The 16,257-nt window shown below is 35.3% G+C and carries 9 protein-coding genes, 19 tRNA genes and 2 pseudogenes; 2 read left to right on the top strand and 28 right to left on the bottom strand.

Annotation, left to right across the window (positions count from 1 at the left end; genetic code table 11):
* Positions 1-292: 292 nt before the first annotated feature.
* The 19 genes from NFR82_RS08485 to NFR82_RS08395 all read right to left on the bottom strand — a co-directional run bounded on the left by NFR82_RS08485 (position 293) and on the right by NFR82_RS08395 (position 10,603).
* Positions 293-811 carry a hypothetical protein gene (locus NFR82_RS08485; RefSeq protein ID WP_251717840.1) on the bottom strand — a complete coding sequence of 173 codons (519 nt, stop codon included), beginning with the start codon at positions 809-811 and terminating at the stop codon, positions 293-295.
* Positions 812-990: 179 nt separating this feature from the next.
* Positions 991-1,446, bottom strand: a complete 456-nt coding sequence (smpB, locus tag NFR82_RS08480; protein WP_251717839.1) for an SsrA-binding protein SmpB — start codon at positions 1,444-1,446, stop codon at positions 991-993.
* A gap of 11 nt (positions 1,447-1,457) precedes the next feature.
* Positions 1,458-3,779 (bottom strand): ribonuclease R, encoded by a 2,322-nt coding sequence (gene rnr / locus NFR82_RS08475; protein ID WP_251717838.1) that lies wholly within the window; start codon positions 3,777-3,779, stop codon positions 1,458-1,460.
* Between the two features lie 76 nt (positions 3,780-3,855).
* Positions 3,856-4,089, bottom strand: coding sequence for a preprotein translocase subunit SecG (gene secG, locus NFR82_RS08470; RefSeq protein WP_251717837.1), 234 nt, complete (start codon positions 4,087-4,089; stop codon positions 3,856-3,858).
* 69 nt (positions 4,090-4,158) lie between these two features.
* The gene (locus tag NFR82_RS08465; protein WP_251717836.1) at positions 4,159-6,222 is read right to left on the bottom strand and encodes an LTA synthase family protein; all 2,064 of its coding nucleotides are present in this window, start codon (positions 6,220-6,222) and stop codon (positions 4,159-4,161) included.
* A 73-nt stretch (positions 6,223-6,295) separates the two neighbouring features.
* Positions 6,296-7,321 (bottom strand): lysylphosphatidylglycerol synthase transmembrane domain-containing protein, encoded by a 1,026-nt coding sequence (locus NFR82_RS08460; RefSeq protein ID WP_251717835.1) that lies wholly within the window; start codon positions 7,319-7,321, stop codon positions 6,296-6,298.
* Complete coding sequence (locus tag NFR82_RS08455; protein WP_251717834.1) at positions 7,322-8,365, bottom strand: glycosyltransferase family 4 protein; 1,044 nt, start codon at positions 8,363-8,365, stop codon at positions 7,322-7,324. It lies immediately after the preceding gene.
* Positions 8,358-9,530 (bottom strand): glycosyltransferase family 4 protein, encoded by a 1,173-nt coding sequence (locus tag NFR82_RS08450; RefSeq protein WP_251717833.1) that lies wholly within the window; start codon positions 9,528-9,530, stop codon positions 8,358-8,360. Before NFR82_RS08450 ends, NFR82_RS08455 begins: the two co-directional genes overlap by 8 nt.
* A gap of 105 nt (positions 9,531-9,635) precedes the next feature.
* A tRNA-Leu gene (locus tag NFR82_RS08445) sits at positions 9,636-9,720 on the bottom strand.
* A 27-nt stretch (positions 9,721-9,747) separates the two neighbouring features.
* Positions 9,748-9,818, bottom strand: a tRNA-Cys gene (locus tag NFR82_RS08440).
* Between the two features lie 16 nt (positions 9,819-9,834).
* Positions 9,835-9,906 (bottom strand) — tRNA-Gln (locus NFR82_RS08435).
* Between the two features lie 7 nt (positions 9,907-9,913).
* Positions 9,914-9,986 (bottom strand) — tRNA-His (locus tag NFR82_RS08430).
* A 12-nt stretch (positions 9,987-9,998) separates the two neighbouring features.
* A tRNA-Trp gene (locus NFR82_RS08425) sits at positions 9,999-10,069 on the bottom strand.
* Positions 10,070-10,075: 6 nt separating this feature from the next.
* A tRNA-Tyr gene (locus NFR82_RS08420) sits at positions 10,076-10,157 on the bottom strand.
* Positions 10,158-10,164: 7 nt separating this feature from the next.
* Positions 10,165-10,237, bottom strand: a tRNA-Phe gene (locus tag NFR82_RS08415).
* 6 nt (positions 10,238-10,243) lie between these two features.
* Positions 10,244-10,317: transfer RNA gene (locus tag NFR82_RS08410), tRNA-Asp, on the bottom strand.
* 3 nt (positions 10,318-10,320) lie between these two features.
* Positions 10,321-10,394, bottom strand: a tRNA-Met gene (locus NFR82_RS08405).
* Between the two features lie 6 nt (positions 10,395-10,400).
* A tRNA-Ser gene (locus tag NFR82_RS08400) sits at positions 10,401-10,489 on the bottom strand.
* Between the two features lie 42 nt (positions 10,490-10,531).
* Positions 10,532-10,603, bottom strand: a tRNA-Glu gene (locus tag NFR82_RS08395).
* A 282-nt stretch (positions 10,604-10,885) separates the two neighbouring features.
* Between NFR82_RS08395 and NFR82_RS08925 the strand changes: the two are divergent.
* Positions 10,886-11,148: pseudogene (locus NFR82_RS08925) on the top strand (transposase).
* 360 nt (positions 11,149-11,508) lie between these two features.
* On the opposite strand, the gene NFR82_RS08380 reads toward NFR82_RS08925, so the two are convergent.
* Positions 11,509-14,355, bottom strand: coding sequence for a YSIRK-type signal peptide-containing protein (locus NFR82_RS08380; protein WP_251717830.1), 2,847 nt, complete (start codon positions 14,353-14,355; stop codon positions 11,509-11,511).
* 397 nt (positions 14,356-14,752) lie between these two features.
* On the opposite strand from NFR82_RS08380, the pseudogene NFR82_RS08375 reads away from it, so the two are divergent.
* Positions 14,753-15,424, top strand: a pseudogene (locus NFR82_RS08375) (transposase); the annotation flags it as partial.
* A 150-nt stretch (positions 15,425-15,574) separates the two neighbouring features.
* On the opposite strand, the gene NFR82_RS08370 reads toward NFR82_RS08375, so the two are convergent.
* The 8 genes from NFR82_RS08370 to NFR82_RS08335 all read right to left on the bottom strand — a co-directional run bounded on the left by NFR82_RS08370 (position 15,575) and on the right by NFR82_RS08335 (position 16,247).
* A tRNA-Ser gene (locus NFR82_RS08370) sits at positions 15,575-15,662 on the bottom strand.
* Positions 15,663-15,664: 2 nt separating this feature from the next.
* Positions 15,665-15,739, bottom strand: a tRNA-Ile gene (locus NFR82_RS08365).
* Positions 15,740-15,743: 4 nt separating this feature from the next.
* Positions 15,744-15,814 (bottom strand) — tRNA-Gly (locus tag NFR82_RS08360).
* 17 nt (positions 15,815-15,831) lie between these two features.
* Positions 15,832-15,904: transfer RNA gene (locus NFR82_RS08355), tRNA-Phe, on the bottom strand.
* Positions 15,905-15,910: 6 nt separating this feature from the next.
* Positions 15,911-15,984 (bottom strand) — tRNA-Asp (locus NFR82_RS08350).
* Between the two features lie 3 nt (positions 15,985-15,987).
* Positions 15,988-16,061: transfer RNA gene (locus NFR82_RS08345), tRNA-Met, on the bottom strand.
* 28 nt (positions 16,062-16,089) lie between these two features.
* Positions 16,090-16,163: transfer RNA gene (locus NFR82_RS08340), tRNA-Ile, on the bottom strand.
* A 10-nt stretch (positions 16,164-16,173) separates the two neighbouring features.
* A tRNA-Met gene (locus NFR82_RS08335) sits at positions 16,174-16,247 on the bottom strand.
* Positions 16,248-16,257: the final 10 nt, after the last annotated feature.

Raw genomic sequence — 16,257 nt, 5'->3', positions numbered from 1 at the left:
CGTGTACTCTGAATTTTATAGTTCGTTTTTTACTCTTTTCTCCTCTCTTTTTTATCAAAATTTTTTTGAAATTTTTTTGCTTTTTTCTAAAATACCGGATTTCCTTTATTAATCTATATTTCTACTGCCCTTTCATATGAATTTGTTCATTCAACTCTACCGATTAATCTAAGCAATTCTAATTTTTGGTTACATAAATACATACGGAAATATCTAGTCTTCCTTTTACTGTTTTTATATGTACAAAAAAAGATCGATAGAATCTGAATTGATTCTATCGATCTCTTAAATACTATCTGACCTTTTTCTTACAAGTTCTGCAATAGCCTTCTAAATCATAACTATAGTCATGAATAATCTTATACACTTCACGCTTATCATCTTCACATGAGTGCAAAACCCAATTAAAGATATGTCCGTAAATACCATTAGCTATTACTTTTAATCTAGTTGCAGAAATCCCTTCATGAAGAAACGAATAGTCTTTCAACTTTTCAAATAAGGCCTTCACAATACGTTCACGAACTGCTTTTCTCTCCTTATAATTCATTCCTTCTCTATTCTCAAAAATTTCCTCTAAAGCATCATCAATTGTTTTAGCGAAGCTTCCTTGAGTTCTAAAAGTAAGTGACTTATTAATTTGTTCTTCAAAAACGCTAGAATAAAGGTTGATTACACCATTACCATAAAAATTATAAAAAGCAGTACGTGATACGTTAGCATTTTTACAATAATCTACTATTGTAAATCTTTTAGTTTTCTTATCAGTCATGCTCTTCTTGATTATTTCAAGTCTTTTGGGCGTGGCCATAAGATTCCTCCTAAAATTAAAATATAATTTTCAACATGTTGAGACATAAATATAACAAGTTTTTAAAATATTTACAACACATTATTTATTATATAATTTCATCGAAATCAGAATATATTATTTATACTAACTATAGTTTACATTTTAAATAACAAAAAAGAGAGGTATACTCCTCTCTTCTAAATTTTATATTTACGCTTTAATTCTCGTTCTTGATCACGCTTTTTAATCGTCTCACGTTTATCATATTGCTTTTTACCTTGACCAATTCCAATCAAGACTTTAGCAAATCCATGCTTCAAATAAACCTTTAAGGGAACAATAGTAATTCCGCGTTCCTCTTGAGCCTTTGCCAATCGACGAATTTCTTTTTTATGCAAAAGCAATCTTCTTGAACGCAAAGGATCATGATTATAACGATTACCTTGCTTATATTCATTGATATGAACATTTTCTAAAAAAGCAGACCCTCTTATAATTTGAACATATCCATCACGCAAAGTAATTCGGCGTGCTCGAATAGATTTTATTTCGGTACCAGTCAAAGCAATTCCAGCTTCAAAGGTTTCCTTAATAAAATAATCATGTCGAGCTTTTTTATTTTGCGCAATTAAATTTTCATTATTTTCTTTCATAAAAATTTGCCCTAATGTTTGAAACCATTATTATTGCGACGTTTTCCACGATTATTGCGGAAATTTCTTTCACCACTACGGCGACCATGATCATTTCTAAAGCCACGGTTTCCACGTCTCTTATTAGCCATTCCGCGATCATTATGTGCATGCTTAGGTGCATTTGGATCATAAATTTCAAAATCAAGCTGATGCTGCTCTACATTCGCATTAATAAGCGTTACTTTTATAGGCATCCCTACCTTAAATTGCTTATGAGTTCCGCGACCTGTAAGTGTTAAGGTCTTTTCATCGAAACTATAGAAATCATCAGTCAAATTAGAAATATGAATTAAACCTTCAACGGTATTTGGAAGTTGAATAAACATTCCAAAACTAGTTACTGATGAAACAACTGCATCAAAATGTTTACCAACCTGATCTGCCATGTATTCGGTCATTTTAAGATCATTTACTTCACGTTCTGTATCAATTGAGACACGTTCTTGAGTTGAAGTTTGTTCCGCAACATTAGGTAAATAACTCTTAAAGTGATCTTGAACTTTTTCACCCATTCCTTTATCTGAATATTCATGAATCATTCTATGAACCATCAAATCGGAATAACGACGAATTGGTGAAGTAAAGTGTGTGTAAAATTGTGCAGCAAGACCAAAGTGACCTAATGCATCTTCTGAATAATGTGCTTGCTTTAAACTACGAAGCATCATCATTTGGACAACTGCTTCTTCAGGTGTACCTTCTGTCTTAGAAACAACCTTTTGCAAATCAATTGGCTTAATATTTTCTGGATCAGCCTTTACATTTAATCCAAAAGCGCTACAGAATTCAAAGAAGTTCTTAATTCTTTCAGCATCAGGTGTTTCGTGAACACGGTATAAGAAAGGAACATGCTTACGATAAAAGTCTTCAGCAACAGTTTCATTAGCCATAAGCATAAATGACTCAATCATCTTTTCGGCCGTTCCACGTTCATGAAGAACAATATCTACTGGCTTACCTTTTTCGTCAACCACGATCTTGGCTTCTGGCTCTTCAAAGTCAATCGCACCACGGCGATGACGCTGCTTATATAATGCAGCATGTAAACTAGCCATATCTTCAAGCATCGAACGTTGTTCAAAATATTTATCTTCTAAACCGTCCATATCACCGGCTAAAGTCCTGTTAACCTTATTATAAGTTAAACGCCCATGTGACTTCATTACGGATGGATAAATCTTATATCCAACTCTTTCTCCCTCCGGGGTGATTTCCATGTCACATGACAAAACAAGACGTTCTACACCTTCATTTAATGAACAAATTCCATTTGAAAGACGGAATGGAAGCATTGGGATTACTCGATCAACTAAATAAGTACTGTTACCTCTTTGATATGCTTCATCATTAAGTGGGGTATTTTCTTTAACATAGTGAGATACGTCAGCAATATGTACACCCAAGTGGTAATTTCCATTAGGTAATTTCCATAAAACAACCGCATCATCAAAGTCTTTAGAGTCATCCCCATCAATAGTAACCGCAGGTTGGTCAGTAATATCAATTCTGCCTTTCTTATCTTCTTCAGTTACATGATCGGGGATTTCGTTAGCTTGCTTCATTGCTTCTTCTGGCCATTCAGTACGAACATCATGAGCAGCTACAATTGACATGATATCAACACCAGGATCATTCTTATTACCAATAATTTCAGTAATTGCACCTGTCATTGAATCCGGATTATCTTTATTTGGATAATCTTTAATTGATACTTTTACCATGTCCCCCATTTGTGGGATTAAACCATTTTCACTAATATATACACGGTAATTATGTAATTTTTTATCATTACTTAAAACATACCCAATAAAATGACTACGCTTAACTTGTTCATCTGTCATTGGATGAAATTCGCCAACAAGACTATCAAGACCACGTTCGACAACTTCTATAACTTGTCCTTCCGGTCCCTTATTGTTCCATGGATTACCAGCTGCGGTGATTTTTACCTTTACACGATCTCCATTAACAGCATAGTCTGTATAATCTTTTTGAACAAAGACATCATCTGATTCTTCATCATCTAATTTGACAAATCCGAAGCCTTTATCATTTGCTCTAAAAGAACCTTCAACAATAGTATTTTCTTGTGTTAATTGGTAACGACCCTTACCATCTGTAATAATTTTATTTTCGTGTTCTAAATATGATAATGCTTTAATTAATTCAGTAAAGTTACCTAAGCGATTACGCCTGGCCATTTTTTCAATTTGGTCAACACGAAATTGCTTCTGCGGCTCATGTCTAAAAATTTCTAAGACACCAGCCAAAACCTTTTCATTTTGTGTCATTAAGTATAAACTCCATTCATATTTTATTTCTTTTAATAAAAAAACCTCCCGCAATCAATGATCGGGAGGAATAAACTTATTTTGAAGACATATATGCTAAAACAAAAGCTAGGACAAAAAATATAACCAATAAAACTGAAGTAACTTTTTCCATAAATGCTTCAAAACCACGTTTTTTGGTTTGACCACTAAAAACAGCACCACCAGAAAGCGCGTTTAACGCATCTTGTTGTTTTTGTGGTTGCATCATAGTCGCAATAATGATCAAGATTGAAACTATGATGATTAGCGTCATAAATAAATTATACAATGCGCTGCCTCCAATACTCGGAATCAATTAATCAGTTTATTATACCACATAACATATTCCTTCGCAGAATTATTTTTCTAATTCTGGAGCATCAGTCTTAAACTTCGATTGGGTTGACTTCTTATGATTCTTATACCAAAGCGAAGTCTTATTATCAGAACTATATAGCTTCTTCAACGCTACGTCTTTGTTGTAATCATAATCTTTAGGTTTAACCTTTTCAAACCAACTAGGTTTATAGAAACGTAATAAATTACCATTAATAACCCTGTCTGATAATGACAATTGAGTTGTAGCCTGGTTAGATAGTGACATCAATTTTGCTTTTAATTTTTTATCTGGGTGCTTAATTTCTTCACCATTTTTTGTGTAATAGTAATCACCTGACACCTTAGCATATTCAGGTGTTATCCAGTCACCATTTCTTTGAACGACCAATTGAGGTGTATCTTTACTGAGTAAATCATAACCGAATTGAATCATTCCTTTGTTACTAATTCCTAGCATATTAAGCAAAGTTGGTAAAACATCAATCTCACCACCATAGGTATGATCAATTTTCCCTTTAAGACCTTTCATATGGAACATCAAAGGTACGCGCTGGAAGTTCAAATTATCAAAATCATTAAAGCTATCCTTTTTCAATAATTCTGCACTAGCCTTATGATGATTACCAGAAATTCCATAATGATCTCCATAGAATACCACCAAAGTATTTTTATCCAGACCTGACTTTTTCATCCAACTCATAAATTCGCCGATCGCCTGATCCAAATAATGAGCTGTTTGAACATAACCATCAACTGTCTCATCACCTGTATTGGTCTTATCGATTGTTTGATTTTTCTTATCAAGATCATATGGATAGTGATTCGTAACAGTAATCATCTTCAAATAGAACGGTTGTGGCAAACGTTCTATATATTTAATAGATTGGTCGAAGAAAATTTTATCTTTCAAACCATATCCAATATAATATCCTGGTTTATTGTCATAATAAGAAAGTGGCATAAAGTATTGATATCCAAATGATTTATATGCGTTATTTCTATTCCAGAAAGAACCTTCGCCGCCATGCATTACAGCAGTAGTATAGCCTTCCTTCTGATGCAAAATTGCAGGAGCACTTTCAAAAGTATTCGAAGTTCCGTAACTAGACATTGCCGAACCTGATTGCAAACCATAAATTGAGTTTTCAAGCATCATTTCAGCATCAGAAGTTTTTCCTTGTCCAACTTGATTAAAGAAATTATCAAAACTAATAGTATCTTTAGCATGATAAATCTTATTCAAATTAGGAGTAACCTCTTTACCTTTCCACTTGTAGCCGATTAAAAATTGTTGGAAACTTTCGAGGTGAATGATTAAAACGTTTTTCCCTTTAGCTACACCTGTATATTCAGGATTTGGTTTTACTTTATTTGCTTTTAAATATTTCTGAACTGAATCAAGGTCATTAACATTTGCCTTTGCCATTTGGGCACTTGTTTGGACCGTTTTAAAGCCATCGTAGACCGCATACTCATTAATTCCTAAATATTTAACGATATAATTATTATCAAAAGTTCTAGTTAATAATCCAGAGCGATCCTTTTGGGCCATTGATAAATTTAGTCCCATAAAAGAAAGTGCCAGTAGTTCAATCAATAGACTAACCTTTAATTTTAAGGGGCGAATATCTATTCGAATCACCCTACTTGCAAGCAAAATAATTACAATAGCTACATCAGCAAAGGCCAAAAAGTCACTCGCAAGTGTTATTCCAGCAATACTTTTACCTAGATTATCTGATGTTGAACCAGAAGTTTTTATAATCGAGAAAGACAAGAAATTTGAAAATTCACGATAATAAAGAATATTAGAAAATAACCATAAACTTAATAAGAAATCAATGATTATAATAATCCAGTATGATTTTCTACCCTTAAAAAATAAACCAATGCCAAGTAATAACATCCCTGCTGGGATTGGATTCAACAGTAATAAAAACTGTTGCATTGACCCAACAGCACCTAAATTAAACTTTGTTAAATAGATAAAGTATGTCTTTAACCAAAACAAGAATAAAACAATCGTAAAAAAGCCCAGCTTTTCATGTATTAACCATTGCCACAAAGATTTGATACGTGACATTCTCTTCTCCTTTCATTTTGCTAACTCATCTTACTACAAAGATTAAGACGATATAGTAGTTTTTTAGAGAAAATTAAGCATCTTCTGAACTTTTTATCTTCTTCGGTTTGAACAAAAATCCAAAGACCCCAAGAATCATTCCGAAGAAATAAGTTGCAAATCTCCATAAGAACATCCCTAAAACAAGTGCACCATGAGATGAGACAAAGGCCGAAAATAAAGTTTGGAAACTATATTCTGCACCTCCAGTTGCTCCTGGAATTGGAATTATCGACATAAACATTATTAACATAATATTCATTTGCGTTACTTCTACCCATGATGCATGTACATTCAGAGCCAATACAACAACATACGGTACTGAATAGAAACAAAGAAGTTGTAAAATAGTAAACATCAACGCAACAATTAACTTCTTCTTCTCTTTTTTTAGCTTTTGACTTTCTAAGTAAAAAGTTTCAATTTTACTAATTGTTGCCTTACGCCATCGATCAACACGTACTGGGCTAAAAAACTTTTCAAGTATATTCATAATCCAATAAGTCGCATTTTTGGTCCATTTGTATGCAAACATAATTGAAAAAAGAAATAATGTTGTACTTACATGGATTATTAGACCGATTACTATAAATATTGCCAAACCCGAGAAACGTGTTGCAACCATATGAAATCCAAATATGATCGTTGTAATATAAGCAAAGAAAACTACTACCTGGTAAAGAATAAACTTCATCAACAAAATCGATGTAGCTCGGCCACCTTCTATTCCCATTTGAACCATCGCAGCAAGCATACTCGGCTGTCCACCAGTAGACATGGGGGTAATTGCATTAAATAATGCTTCAATTAAAGGAATTCGCATGAATGACCATTTGGAACGCTTAGGCTCATTTCTTCTTTTGGCCAGGGTTTCAACTACACTAGCTTCAAAAATAAATGCCAATATCATTACAATAAAGACAAATGCAAATGCTACCCAATTTAAATTTTGAGCGGCCTTGGTTATTTCATCAAAAGGGGTTCTCTTAAATTCTGTATAAGTTACAAAGGCTGTAATTGCTAAAACTACAACTATCCCCCAATAGTATTTTTTGTTCATCTATCGAATTTGTCCTAACTTTTTACCAATTTCGTATTGTTCATTGTAGAAATCACGCCATATATCCGTCAAGTGTTCTTCTGAATACTTTTCACTAGCTTGGCCTGATAAGATACTATACTTAGTCAATAATTGCCGATTTTCAACTATATTTCTAAGCTGCTGATTTAATTCATCAAAATCTTTTCCGCTCATATAATAGCCATCAAGAATAACCTTATATAGTTCCAGGTCTCTTAATAAAACTGGTGTATGGCAGCTGAAAGCTTCTAAAACTGACATTGGAAAAAGTTCATCAAATGATGGTAACAAGAATAAATCTGCAATATTTAAATAATCTACTAGTTTTTTACGATCGACAATTCCAGTAAAGATAAGATTCTTTGGTGGATTCTCAACTAATTTTTTATAGTGATCATATCCATCCGTTATTTTGCCAAAAGAAAAACCACCTGCCCAAATAAATTGCAAGTCTGGATTAGCTTCTGCAAGCTTAGCAAAATCATCTACACCTTTTCTTTCTTGAACTTGTCCATCACCAAAAACTACAAATTTGTCTAAAGGAATACCCAATTCATTACGAATAGCATTTTTCTTAGTTAAAGATTCAGGATAAAATTCTGATTTTGAAACAAAATTAGGAATATATTCAACTTTGTTGCGGTCAATTCCATATTTAACTAATTTATCAATAAAGATCGGATTAACTACAACAATTTGATCCATTCTTTTATAGAAATCAACTACATAGTTATAAACAACTTTTTTTGTTATTCCAGGTAATTTAAGAGATCCTTCTAATGTATCTGGCAAAAAGTGTACATAACCAATCTTTCGTCCCCTTGCTGGAGAAAAACTATTTAAGTAATAACTGGGATTAATTGTATGATAGTGAGTTAAATCACTATTACCATACTTATTAATTGTCATATAAAAATCATCATAGAGGTTTTTTCTCATTAAATTTGTCAATTCATTATAAGCTGATCCGACACCTTGACCTTTAACTGAATCAGCTTGAGAAAACATATTAATTCTAATCATTGAAATCCCCTTCTTGCTTTTCTTGATAGTTCTCAATTGCATATTGATAAAAATCGTAAACTTCATCAGCAAAATGCGCCGCAGAAAGTTGATTTAATTTTTCTTCTAACAATTTCTGAGGGATTTCCTTTTTGCCTTCTCGAAGATAGGACAAAATTTCATCCAACATTTCTTGTTGTGTTGTAAAAACCTTTCCAAATGTATCTGAATTAAATACATTTTCTGTATAGTTAGTCTTGTAGACAACCGATTTAATTCCTGCTGCAAGAGCTTCAATATAAGTCAAACCTTGTGTTTCCGTATCACTTGCCGAAACAAAAATGTCTGCCATACGGTAATAATTACCAACATCTTTATGATTTATATCCCCGGTGAAAATGACATAATTTTCTAAAGTTAGTCTTTCCACTTGTTCCTTTAAAACTTTAAGATCTGGTCCGTTACCAGCTACAACTAATTTAACGTTAGGAAATTCCTCGATAATTTTCGGTAATACACTTATTATGTGATCAATCTTTTTTTCAGCTGCAACTCGACTTAAAGTCAAAATAACTGGAGTTGATGGCGATATTCCAAGCTCTGCTCTGACATCACGCTCAGCATCTCCATTCATTGCTTCAATGTCCACTCCCGTTGGTATAACTTTAATCGGTATTTTAACCCCATATCTCAATAAAAGCTCTTCTACGCGCTTACTAGGTGCTATTACACCATCCATATTCTTGAGATATCCTTTGGTAAATTGTTTTACATGATAAGGTCTTAACAAATGTCCATTCAAAACATAATGTAAATAATCTTCATATAAAGTATGGTAAGTATGAATTGCTGGAATATTAAGTTGTTTTGCAACATACTTTCCAATCATACCCAAAGCAAATTCAGTATGTGTATGTACGATATCTAACTGGACTTCTTTTGCCACCTTAGTGGCCTCGAAAAATCCTCTGACAGCAATTCTTCGATCCGTAAATGACACAAATGGAATACTACCAAATCTAAATACATTAGGTTCAATAGTCCCTTTCTTTAAATGTGGATCTGTTGTTGTAAAAATGAATACATTATGTCCCTGTTTTTCTAAAGCTACCTTCAAAGTTTGTATTGAGGTTGCTACTCCGCTTAGTTGAGGAAAATATGTATCGGTAAAAAAGCCAATATTCATCTAAATACCTCCGTATAAGGTATTATAGAGATTATAGCAATTATAAGCAATTGTATTTAGAAAATTGAAAACAAAAAAAGAGCAACATTCAGTTGCTCTATACTATAGCGGTGATCGGGGTCGAACCGATACGTCCAAAATGGACACCAGATTTTGAGTCTGACGCGTCTGCCAATTCCGCCACACCGCCATATTAAATTTAAAGCTTTAATAGATAAGGCGGCGATCGGATTCGAACCGACGATCAAGGTTTTGCAGACCACTGCCTTACCACTTGGCTACACCGCCATAAGCTTAGAAAAAATTGGGATAACTGGATTCGAACCAGTGCATGTTAGAGTCAAAGTCTAATGCCTTACCACTTGGCTATATCCCAATTCTAGGGCGGAATATGGGATTCGAACCCATGTATGCCGGATCCACAAACCGGTGTGTTAACCCCTTCACCAATTCCGCCATGATTTTAAACAGGGATAGTAGGAATTGAACCCACATCAGCGGTTTTGGAGACCGATGTACTACCATTATACGATATCCCTATTAAATGGAGGAGGGTGGATTCGAACCGCCGAACTCAGAGAGAGCGGTTTTACAGACCGCCGCGTTTAGCCACTTCGCTACTCCTCCAGGCTGATGGCGCGAGACGGAATCGAACCGCCGACACAAGGAGCTTCAATCCTTTGCTCTACCAACTGAGCTATCGAGCCATCTTACGGTCCATGTCGGATTTGAACCGACGATCTTCTCCGTGACAGGGAGACGAGATAAACCACTGCTCCAATGGACCAAATTGCGGGAGCTGGATTTGAACCAACGACCTTCGGGTTATGAGCCCGACGAGCTACCAGACTGCTCCATCCCGCGATATTAAGGAGGATGTGGGATTTGAACCCACGCTCGGGCATAACCCGACTGACGGTTTTCAAAACCGTTCCCTTAAGCCACTTGGGTAATCCTCCATCGTGAAATTAAAGTACCAATAAATAATTTTCAATTGGTGATGACCCGTACGGGATTTGAACCCATGTTACAGCCGTGAAAGGGCCGTGTCTTAACCGCTTGACCAACGGGTCGTTGTCTTAAATCAGACGACTTAATTATAATAACTTAATCTAAGATGTTTGTCAACAACTTTTTAAATTATTTTTGTTATCTGGTTGTTTCAAATATCTCACCCGACAACGTTTATAATAATACAGGATAAAAATAGTTATTGCAAGCTATTTTTTCTGTTTTTGAATTATTTCTTTCTTGATTGTCATAAATCCCATTATACCCTTCTATCATATTTGATGAATTTAAAGGTGTGAGGCGTCAGTTATGCCATTGATGGACAAACTCACAAACTAATTAAAGTGCTTCCTAATAGACTTAAAGCAACCATTACTAAATACTTTAACCACTTTCCGATTACCGCTCGTAGTAAAGTCAAAACAGTTACTATGGATCTAAATTATTACAACGTTATAGCTCGAGAACTTTTCCCAACGCACAAATTATTTTAGATCGCTTCCATATTGTGCAAATGCTCAATCGTTCATTTAATTCCTACCGCATAAGTATAATGAAGCAGTATTCTAAAGGAACCCGTGAATACAATCTACTTAAGTACTACTGAAAATTATATTTAAAGCCCTTTAACTATTTAGAAAAGACTAAGCTACATTATGAAGGGCACCTTAAGGATATTTTAATTCAAGAACAGATTGTTGCTGAAGGATTATTATTGAATCCAGTGCCGGAAAACACCTACAATTTGAATGTACAGCTTTACGGTTACAGTAATTTCAAACATCTAATAACAAGAATTAAGTTAGAAGAAAAAGATATTATTCTAAAAGAAAAAGCATCAAGCTATTATCAAATAGCTTAATGCCTCTTCAAAAATTATATTTGACTTCTATCAACAAAATTTAACAGAGAGCCAGAAAAAGAGACAAGATTAAATCTCATCTCTTTCGGTTTTACTAGCTAAATCTTAGTTTTTGCGTTTCCTATCAACTGCTAAGCTTAAGACAGCGGCTACACCAACCATCATCAAGCCAAGTACACCAGCAACAGTTGCTTTAGCACCTGTTTGTGGTAAAGTAGCTGCACGCTTAGCTTCGCTATCAGCAGTAGCGACGTTAGTTTCAGTCTTAGAAGCTACAGTAGTAGCTTCTTGTGCTACAACTTGATCTTCATCTTCTGCAACTTTATTGCTATGTACTGGAGCAGTAGTATCTTCTTCAACATCATTATCAACAACTTTGTTTGCTGCAGCAGTAGCATGAGGTGCAACAGTAGTAGCGTCATCAGCAGTTACTTCTGGCGTAACAGCTGGTTCATCATCTGAAGCAGAATTTTGATCATCATTGCCAGCTTCAGGAAGAGCTGGAATAACTTCTGCATCACCATTAGTTGAAAGATCACCAGTGTACGCTGGTAAAGCAGCTTCAGTTAATGGAGTACCGGCAACACCTACTTGCGCTTCTGGTAAAGCGTCTTGAGTTAATGGGTCGCCGGCAACACCTACTTGTGCTTCTGGTAACGCATCTTGGGTTAATGGGTCGCCAGCAATACCTACTTGTGCTTCTGGTAAAGCTTCTTGAGTCAATGGTTCACCAGCAATGCCTACTTGTGCTTCTGGCAAAGCTTCTTGAGTCAATGGGTCGCCAGCAACACCTACTTGCGCTTCTGGTAATGCAGCTTCAGTTAATGGTTCGCCGGCAACACCTACTTGCGCTTCTGGTAAAGCAGCTTCAGTTAATGGTTCGCCGGCAACGCCTACTTGTGCTTCTGGCAAAGCGTTTTGAGTCAATGGGTCGCCAGCAATACCTACTTGTGCTTCTGGTAAGGCATCTTGTGTTAATGGAACACCTGCCACTCCACCTTCAAATGGTTTGTCAACTGGACGAGTTTCTGGAATTCCTGCTACATTACCTTTGTATTCAGGAAGTGCTGGTGTCGTTACAACGTCACCATTATCTGAAACTTTTTCGTATTCAACATAGAAGTATACATTAATTGGTGTAGTAGTAGTGTAGGCTGGCACTTCATATGGATTTGCATGAATTTTATCTTCTAGTTCATCAATCAAAGCATCTACTTCTGCTTCATTATCATTGCCCATTGGACTTGCTGAATTTGCAGTTACATCAGAAATATATGCACGGTAACCTGGAATGCTTGGTAAAGTATTGTGCCATGAACCATTTTCTGCATAAACAAAATCTGGTTTTGATAATGCATCGTTTAAATCTAACGCAGCATGTTCTACTGGTTCCCATGTGTAAGTACCATCTTCTGACTTCTCACCTGACATGTCATTAGCATCAGTATTAATTCCACCATAGTAGTAATCTTCATCTGGATCTGTTGAAGTTGGTAAAGTTACATCTAATCTTTCTCTTGTTTCAACTTTTACTGGAGTATTTTTAGTGTAGAGCACATTAAAAGTTACATTAATTGGTGTAGTAGTTGTGTATGCTGGAATCTCGTATGGGTTTGCATCAATTTTATCATTTAATTCATCCATTAATGTATCTACTTCTGCTTCATTATTTACATAATTATCTGCAGCAGATTTTACAGTAACACTATCAATTTTTGCAGTATATCCTTTAATGGCTGGGAATGACTTAACTTCTGACCCATACCCTTCATAAGCAAATCTGTTATTAGCTAACACATCGCTTAGTTTTTGGGCTTTACCTGTAAAGTGATTATTCCAAGTATACTTACCATCATCATTAGTACCCAATGTACCATTAATAGTATCACTCGCAATAGTACCTTCATAATAATCCTCATCTGGATCAGATGCATCTGGCAAAGTTACACTAACTTTTTCATCAACTTTAGCAGTTTCCTTTGTTGGTGAATAACCCACATAGAAAGTAACACCTAATGGACTTGAAATAGTGTATGCTGGGAGCTCATACGGATTCTTTGCAATATCATCATTTAATTGATCTGTTAACTTTTTAGCTTCATCACGTTGTTCTTGGGTAAAAATTCCGTCTGGACCGCCAAGAACTTCAACTTTAACTCTAGCAATTTTTGCAGTGTAACCTGGTTCTGCAGGTAAAGTATGATTCCATGTACCATCATCAGCTAAAGTCCAATTGTTTCCCTTTAAGGCATCAGTTAATGACATTGCGTCATAGCTCTCAGACCCCCATAAAGTTGGATACTCTTTATCATCAATAGTAACTCTTGTTTGAGGCATATCATCCATATTTAAAGTACCCATATAATATCCTTTATCAAGGAAATCATCATTAGGGTCTACTCCTGGTTCATAAACATCCACATTACGTGTAACAGTTCTATTAGTTTTCTTAACTTCTACCTTTGGAGCATCTGCTTTAGGATCTTTGTTTAAGTTAGCAACAGCATCTTTAACTAATTTATCTGTAGCTTTATCAAGATCAGATTGTTGATCTTGTTTCTTATCTTGTGATGAGGTTGTAGGTTGAGTTGCTTGAGATGAAGTTGAAGCTTGTTGAGCTTCTTTACCTGTATTAGTTTGTCCTTTACCACCAAATTGTTTATTATAATTATTTAAAAGATCGCCAAGGCCTAAGTCATCGCCTAAGTCGACATTTGCAACAAGAGAAGCATTTACGTTCTCTTTAGGTGCTTGTTCTAAAGTATTAACATTTACAGTAGTAGTTTCTGATTTAGTATCAGCTGCGTGAACAGTTTGTGTTCCATTTACACCCATGAAGAATGCACCGATTAAGACGGAAGCAGTTCCAACTGTAAGTTTTCTAATTGAAAAACGATTATTTTTTTCTTCTAATCTTCTGTTTTTTTCTTGCTTATTACTTTTTGATAACATCTATATCTCTTTTCTATCAACAGTTCTAATCAATCTATATATTAAATAATAGCTGTTATTTAACGATAGTCAACTCTTGTTTTAAGATAATTGTTTTCTTATGGTGCTTATCGTTATTATTAGGCCTTTCTGTTTTATAGCAAAAAAATTCAAAAAAATTTTGATCTGTTGCTTTTTTATTTAAAAAAAACAATTTTGTTCAAATTAACAAAACATAATTTTTAAATGTTATTTTTATGGCCTTTATATAACAAATTGCTTTTTGCTTTGCCTATTTACCAAGCATTAATCAAGTTGAATCTGCAGCTATACTTTTATTGCTTTCGATGATTCAACCGATATTCAAATAGTTTCTACTATAATTGGAGCAAGCAAAAAACACACTCTAATTTTGATATCAAAGAATAGTATCGCTAGAGAACAAAATCTTTCGGTTAACACTGTACAGAAAGTCTTAAAAAATTGTTCTTCTAACTTCTATAATGATTTTGAACATCTACCTGCACACCTAGCTTTCGATGAATTTCGTGGTGTTGGTAAGAAACTTCTTTTTATCTGCCTAGATGGGTGACTCCGATCATGTTATTCAAATACTAAGAATACGCTTCAAACCTCATATTCTTCACTACTTTTATAAATTCACACCTCAAGCTCGTACTATGGTTAAAGCCGTTACCATGGATCTCTTAACAGCTATTATCCGATCGTAGCACGTGAACTTTTTCCTAACGCTATAATTGTTATCGATCGTTTCCACATGGTTCAAATGCTTACACGTTCTTTTAATAGCTTAAGATTTCAAACTATGAAGCACTTCAATAAGCAAAGTCGTGAATATAAACTCCTTAAGTATACTTGGAAATTATCTCTAATGAAGTACGATAATTAAATTTAAACAAGACTAAACCTTACTATGACTAGCATTTTAAAGATTATCTTATTGTTTTAGACGGTTTAGATTATAGTAAAGTCCTTGAATACTTATTGGATCATGCAAAACTTCATGGAGACAATCAAAAACAAAGACACTAAGCAAATGCATCCAACTTTAACTACTTTCAAACATAACTAAAAGAAAAAGCATCAAGCTACTATCAAGTAGCCTAATGCTTCTTCAAAAATTATATTTGACTTTTATCAACATCATTTGACAGAGAGCACAAAAAAAGCCTTAATACACATATTACTAAAACAGTGTACTAAAGCTTTTTTTGATTAGCGGAGTAGGAGAGATTCGAACCCTCGCGCCGGAAACCCGACCTACACCCTTAGCAGGGGCGCCTCTTCAGCCACTTGAGTACTACTCCAATGGGCCTAAATGGACTTGAACCATCGACCTCACGCTTATCAGGCGTGCGCTCTAAACCAGCTGAGCTATAGGCCCATAAAGCGGGTAACGAGAATCGGACTCGCGACTAAAGCTTGGAAGGCTTTCGTTTTACCACTAAACTATGCCCGCATACTATGAAAATGTAATGGCGCGAGACGGAATCGAACCGCCGACACAAGGAGCTTCAATCCTTTGCTCTACCAACTGAGCTATCGAGCCATCTTACGGTCCATGTCGGATTTGAACCGACGATCTTCTCCGTGACAGGGAGACGAGATAAACCACTGCTCCAATGGACCAAATTGCGGGAGCTGGATTTGAACCAACGACCTTCGGGTTATGAGCCCGACGAGCTACCAGACTGCTCCATCCCGCGATAATGATTATAAGTTTAAAGTCATTAATGGACCTTGTAGGACTCGAACCTACGACAGGACGGTTATGAGCCGTCTGCTCTAACCAACTGAGCTAAAGGTCCAAGCTCTGTATAGCGGCGGGGGGGATCGAACCCTCGACCTCCCGGGTATGAACCGGACGCTCTAGCCAGCTGAGCTACACCGCCATAAATGCAA

This window comes from Lactobacillus agrestimuris (assembly GCF_943193025.1).
GTDB classification, from domain to species: Bacteria; Bacillota; Bacilli; order Lactobacillales; family Lactobacillaceae; genus Lactobacillus; species Lactobacillus agrestimuris.
The sequence above is the reverse complement of the archived record's forward strand: the minus strand, read 5'-3'. Positions and strand labels throughout refer to the sequence as shown.

Bases quoted from the DNA above. Each gene is read 5' to 3' on its own strand.
- NFR82_RS08485 (WP_251717840.1), bottom strand. From the start codon at position 811: ATGGCCACGCCCAAAAGACTTGAAATAATCAAGAAGAGCATGACTGAT.
- smpB (WP_251717839.1), bottom strand. From the start codon at position 1,446: ATGAAAGAAAATAATGAAAATTTAATTGCGCAAAATAAAAAAGCTCGA.
- rnr (WP_251717838.1), bottom strand. From the start codon at position 3,779: ATGACACAAAATGAAAAGGTTTTGGCTGGTGTCTTAGAAATTTTTAGA.
- NFR82_RS08465 (WP_251717836.1), bottom strand. From the start codon at position 6,222: ATGTCACGTATCAAATCTTTGTGGCAATGGTTAATACATGAAAAGCTG.
- NFR82_RS08460 (WP_251717835.1), bottom strand. From the start codon at position 7,321: ATGAACAAAAAATACTATTGGGGGATAGTTGTAGTTTTAGCAATTACA.
- NFR82_RS08455 (WP_251717834.1), bottom strand. From the start codon at position 8,365: ATGATTAGAATTAATATGTTTTCTCAAGCTGATTCAGTTAAAGGTCAA.
- NFR82_RS08450 (WP_251717833.1), bottom strand. From the start codon at position 9,530: ATGAATATTGGCTTTTTTACCGATACATATTTTCCTCAACTAAGCGGA.
- NFR82_RS08380 (WP_251717830.1), bottom strand. From the start codon at position 14,355: ATGTTATCAAAAAGTAATAAGCAAGAAAAAAACAGAAGATTAGAAGAA.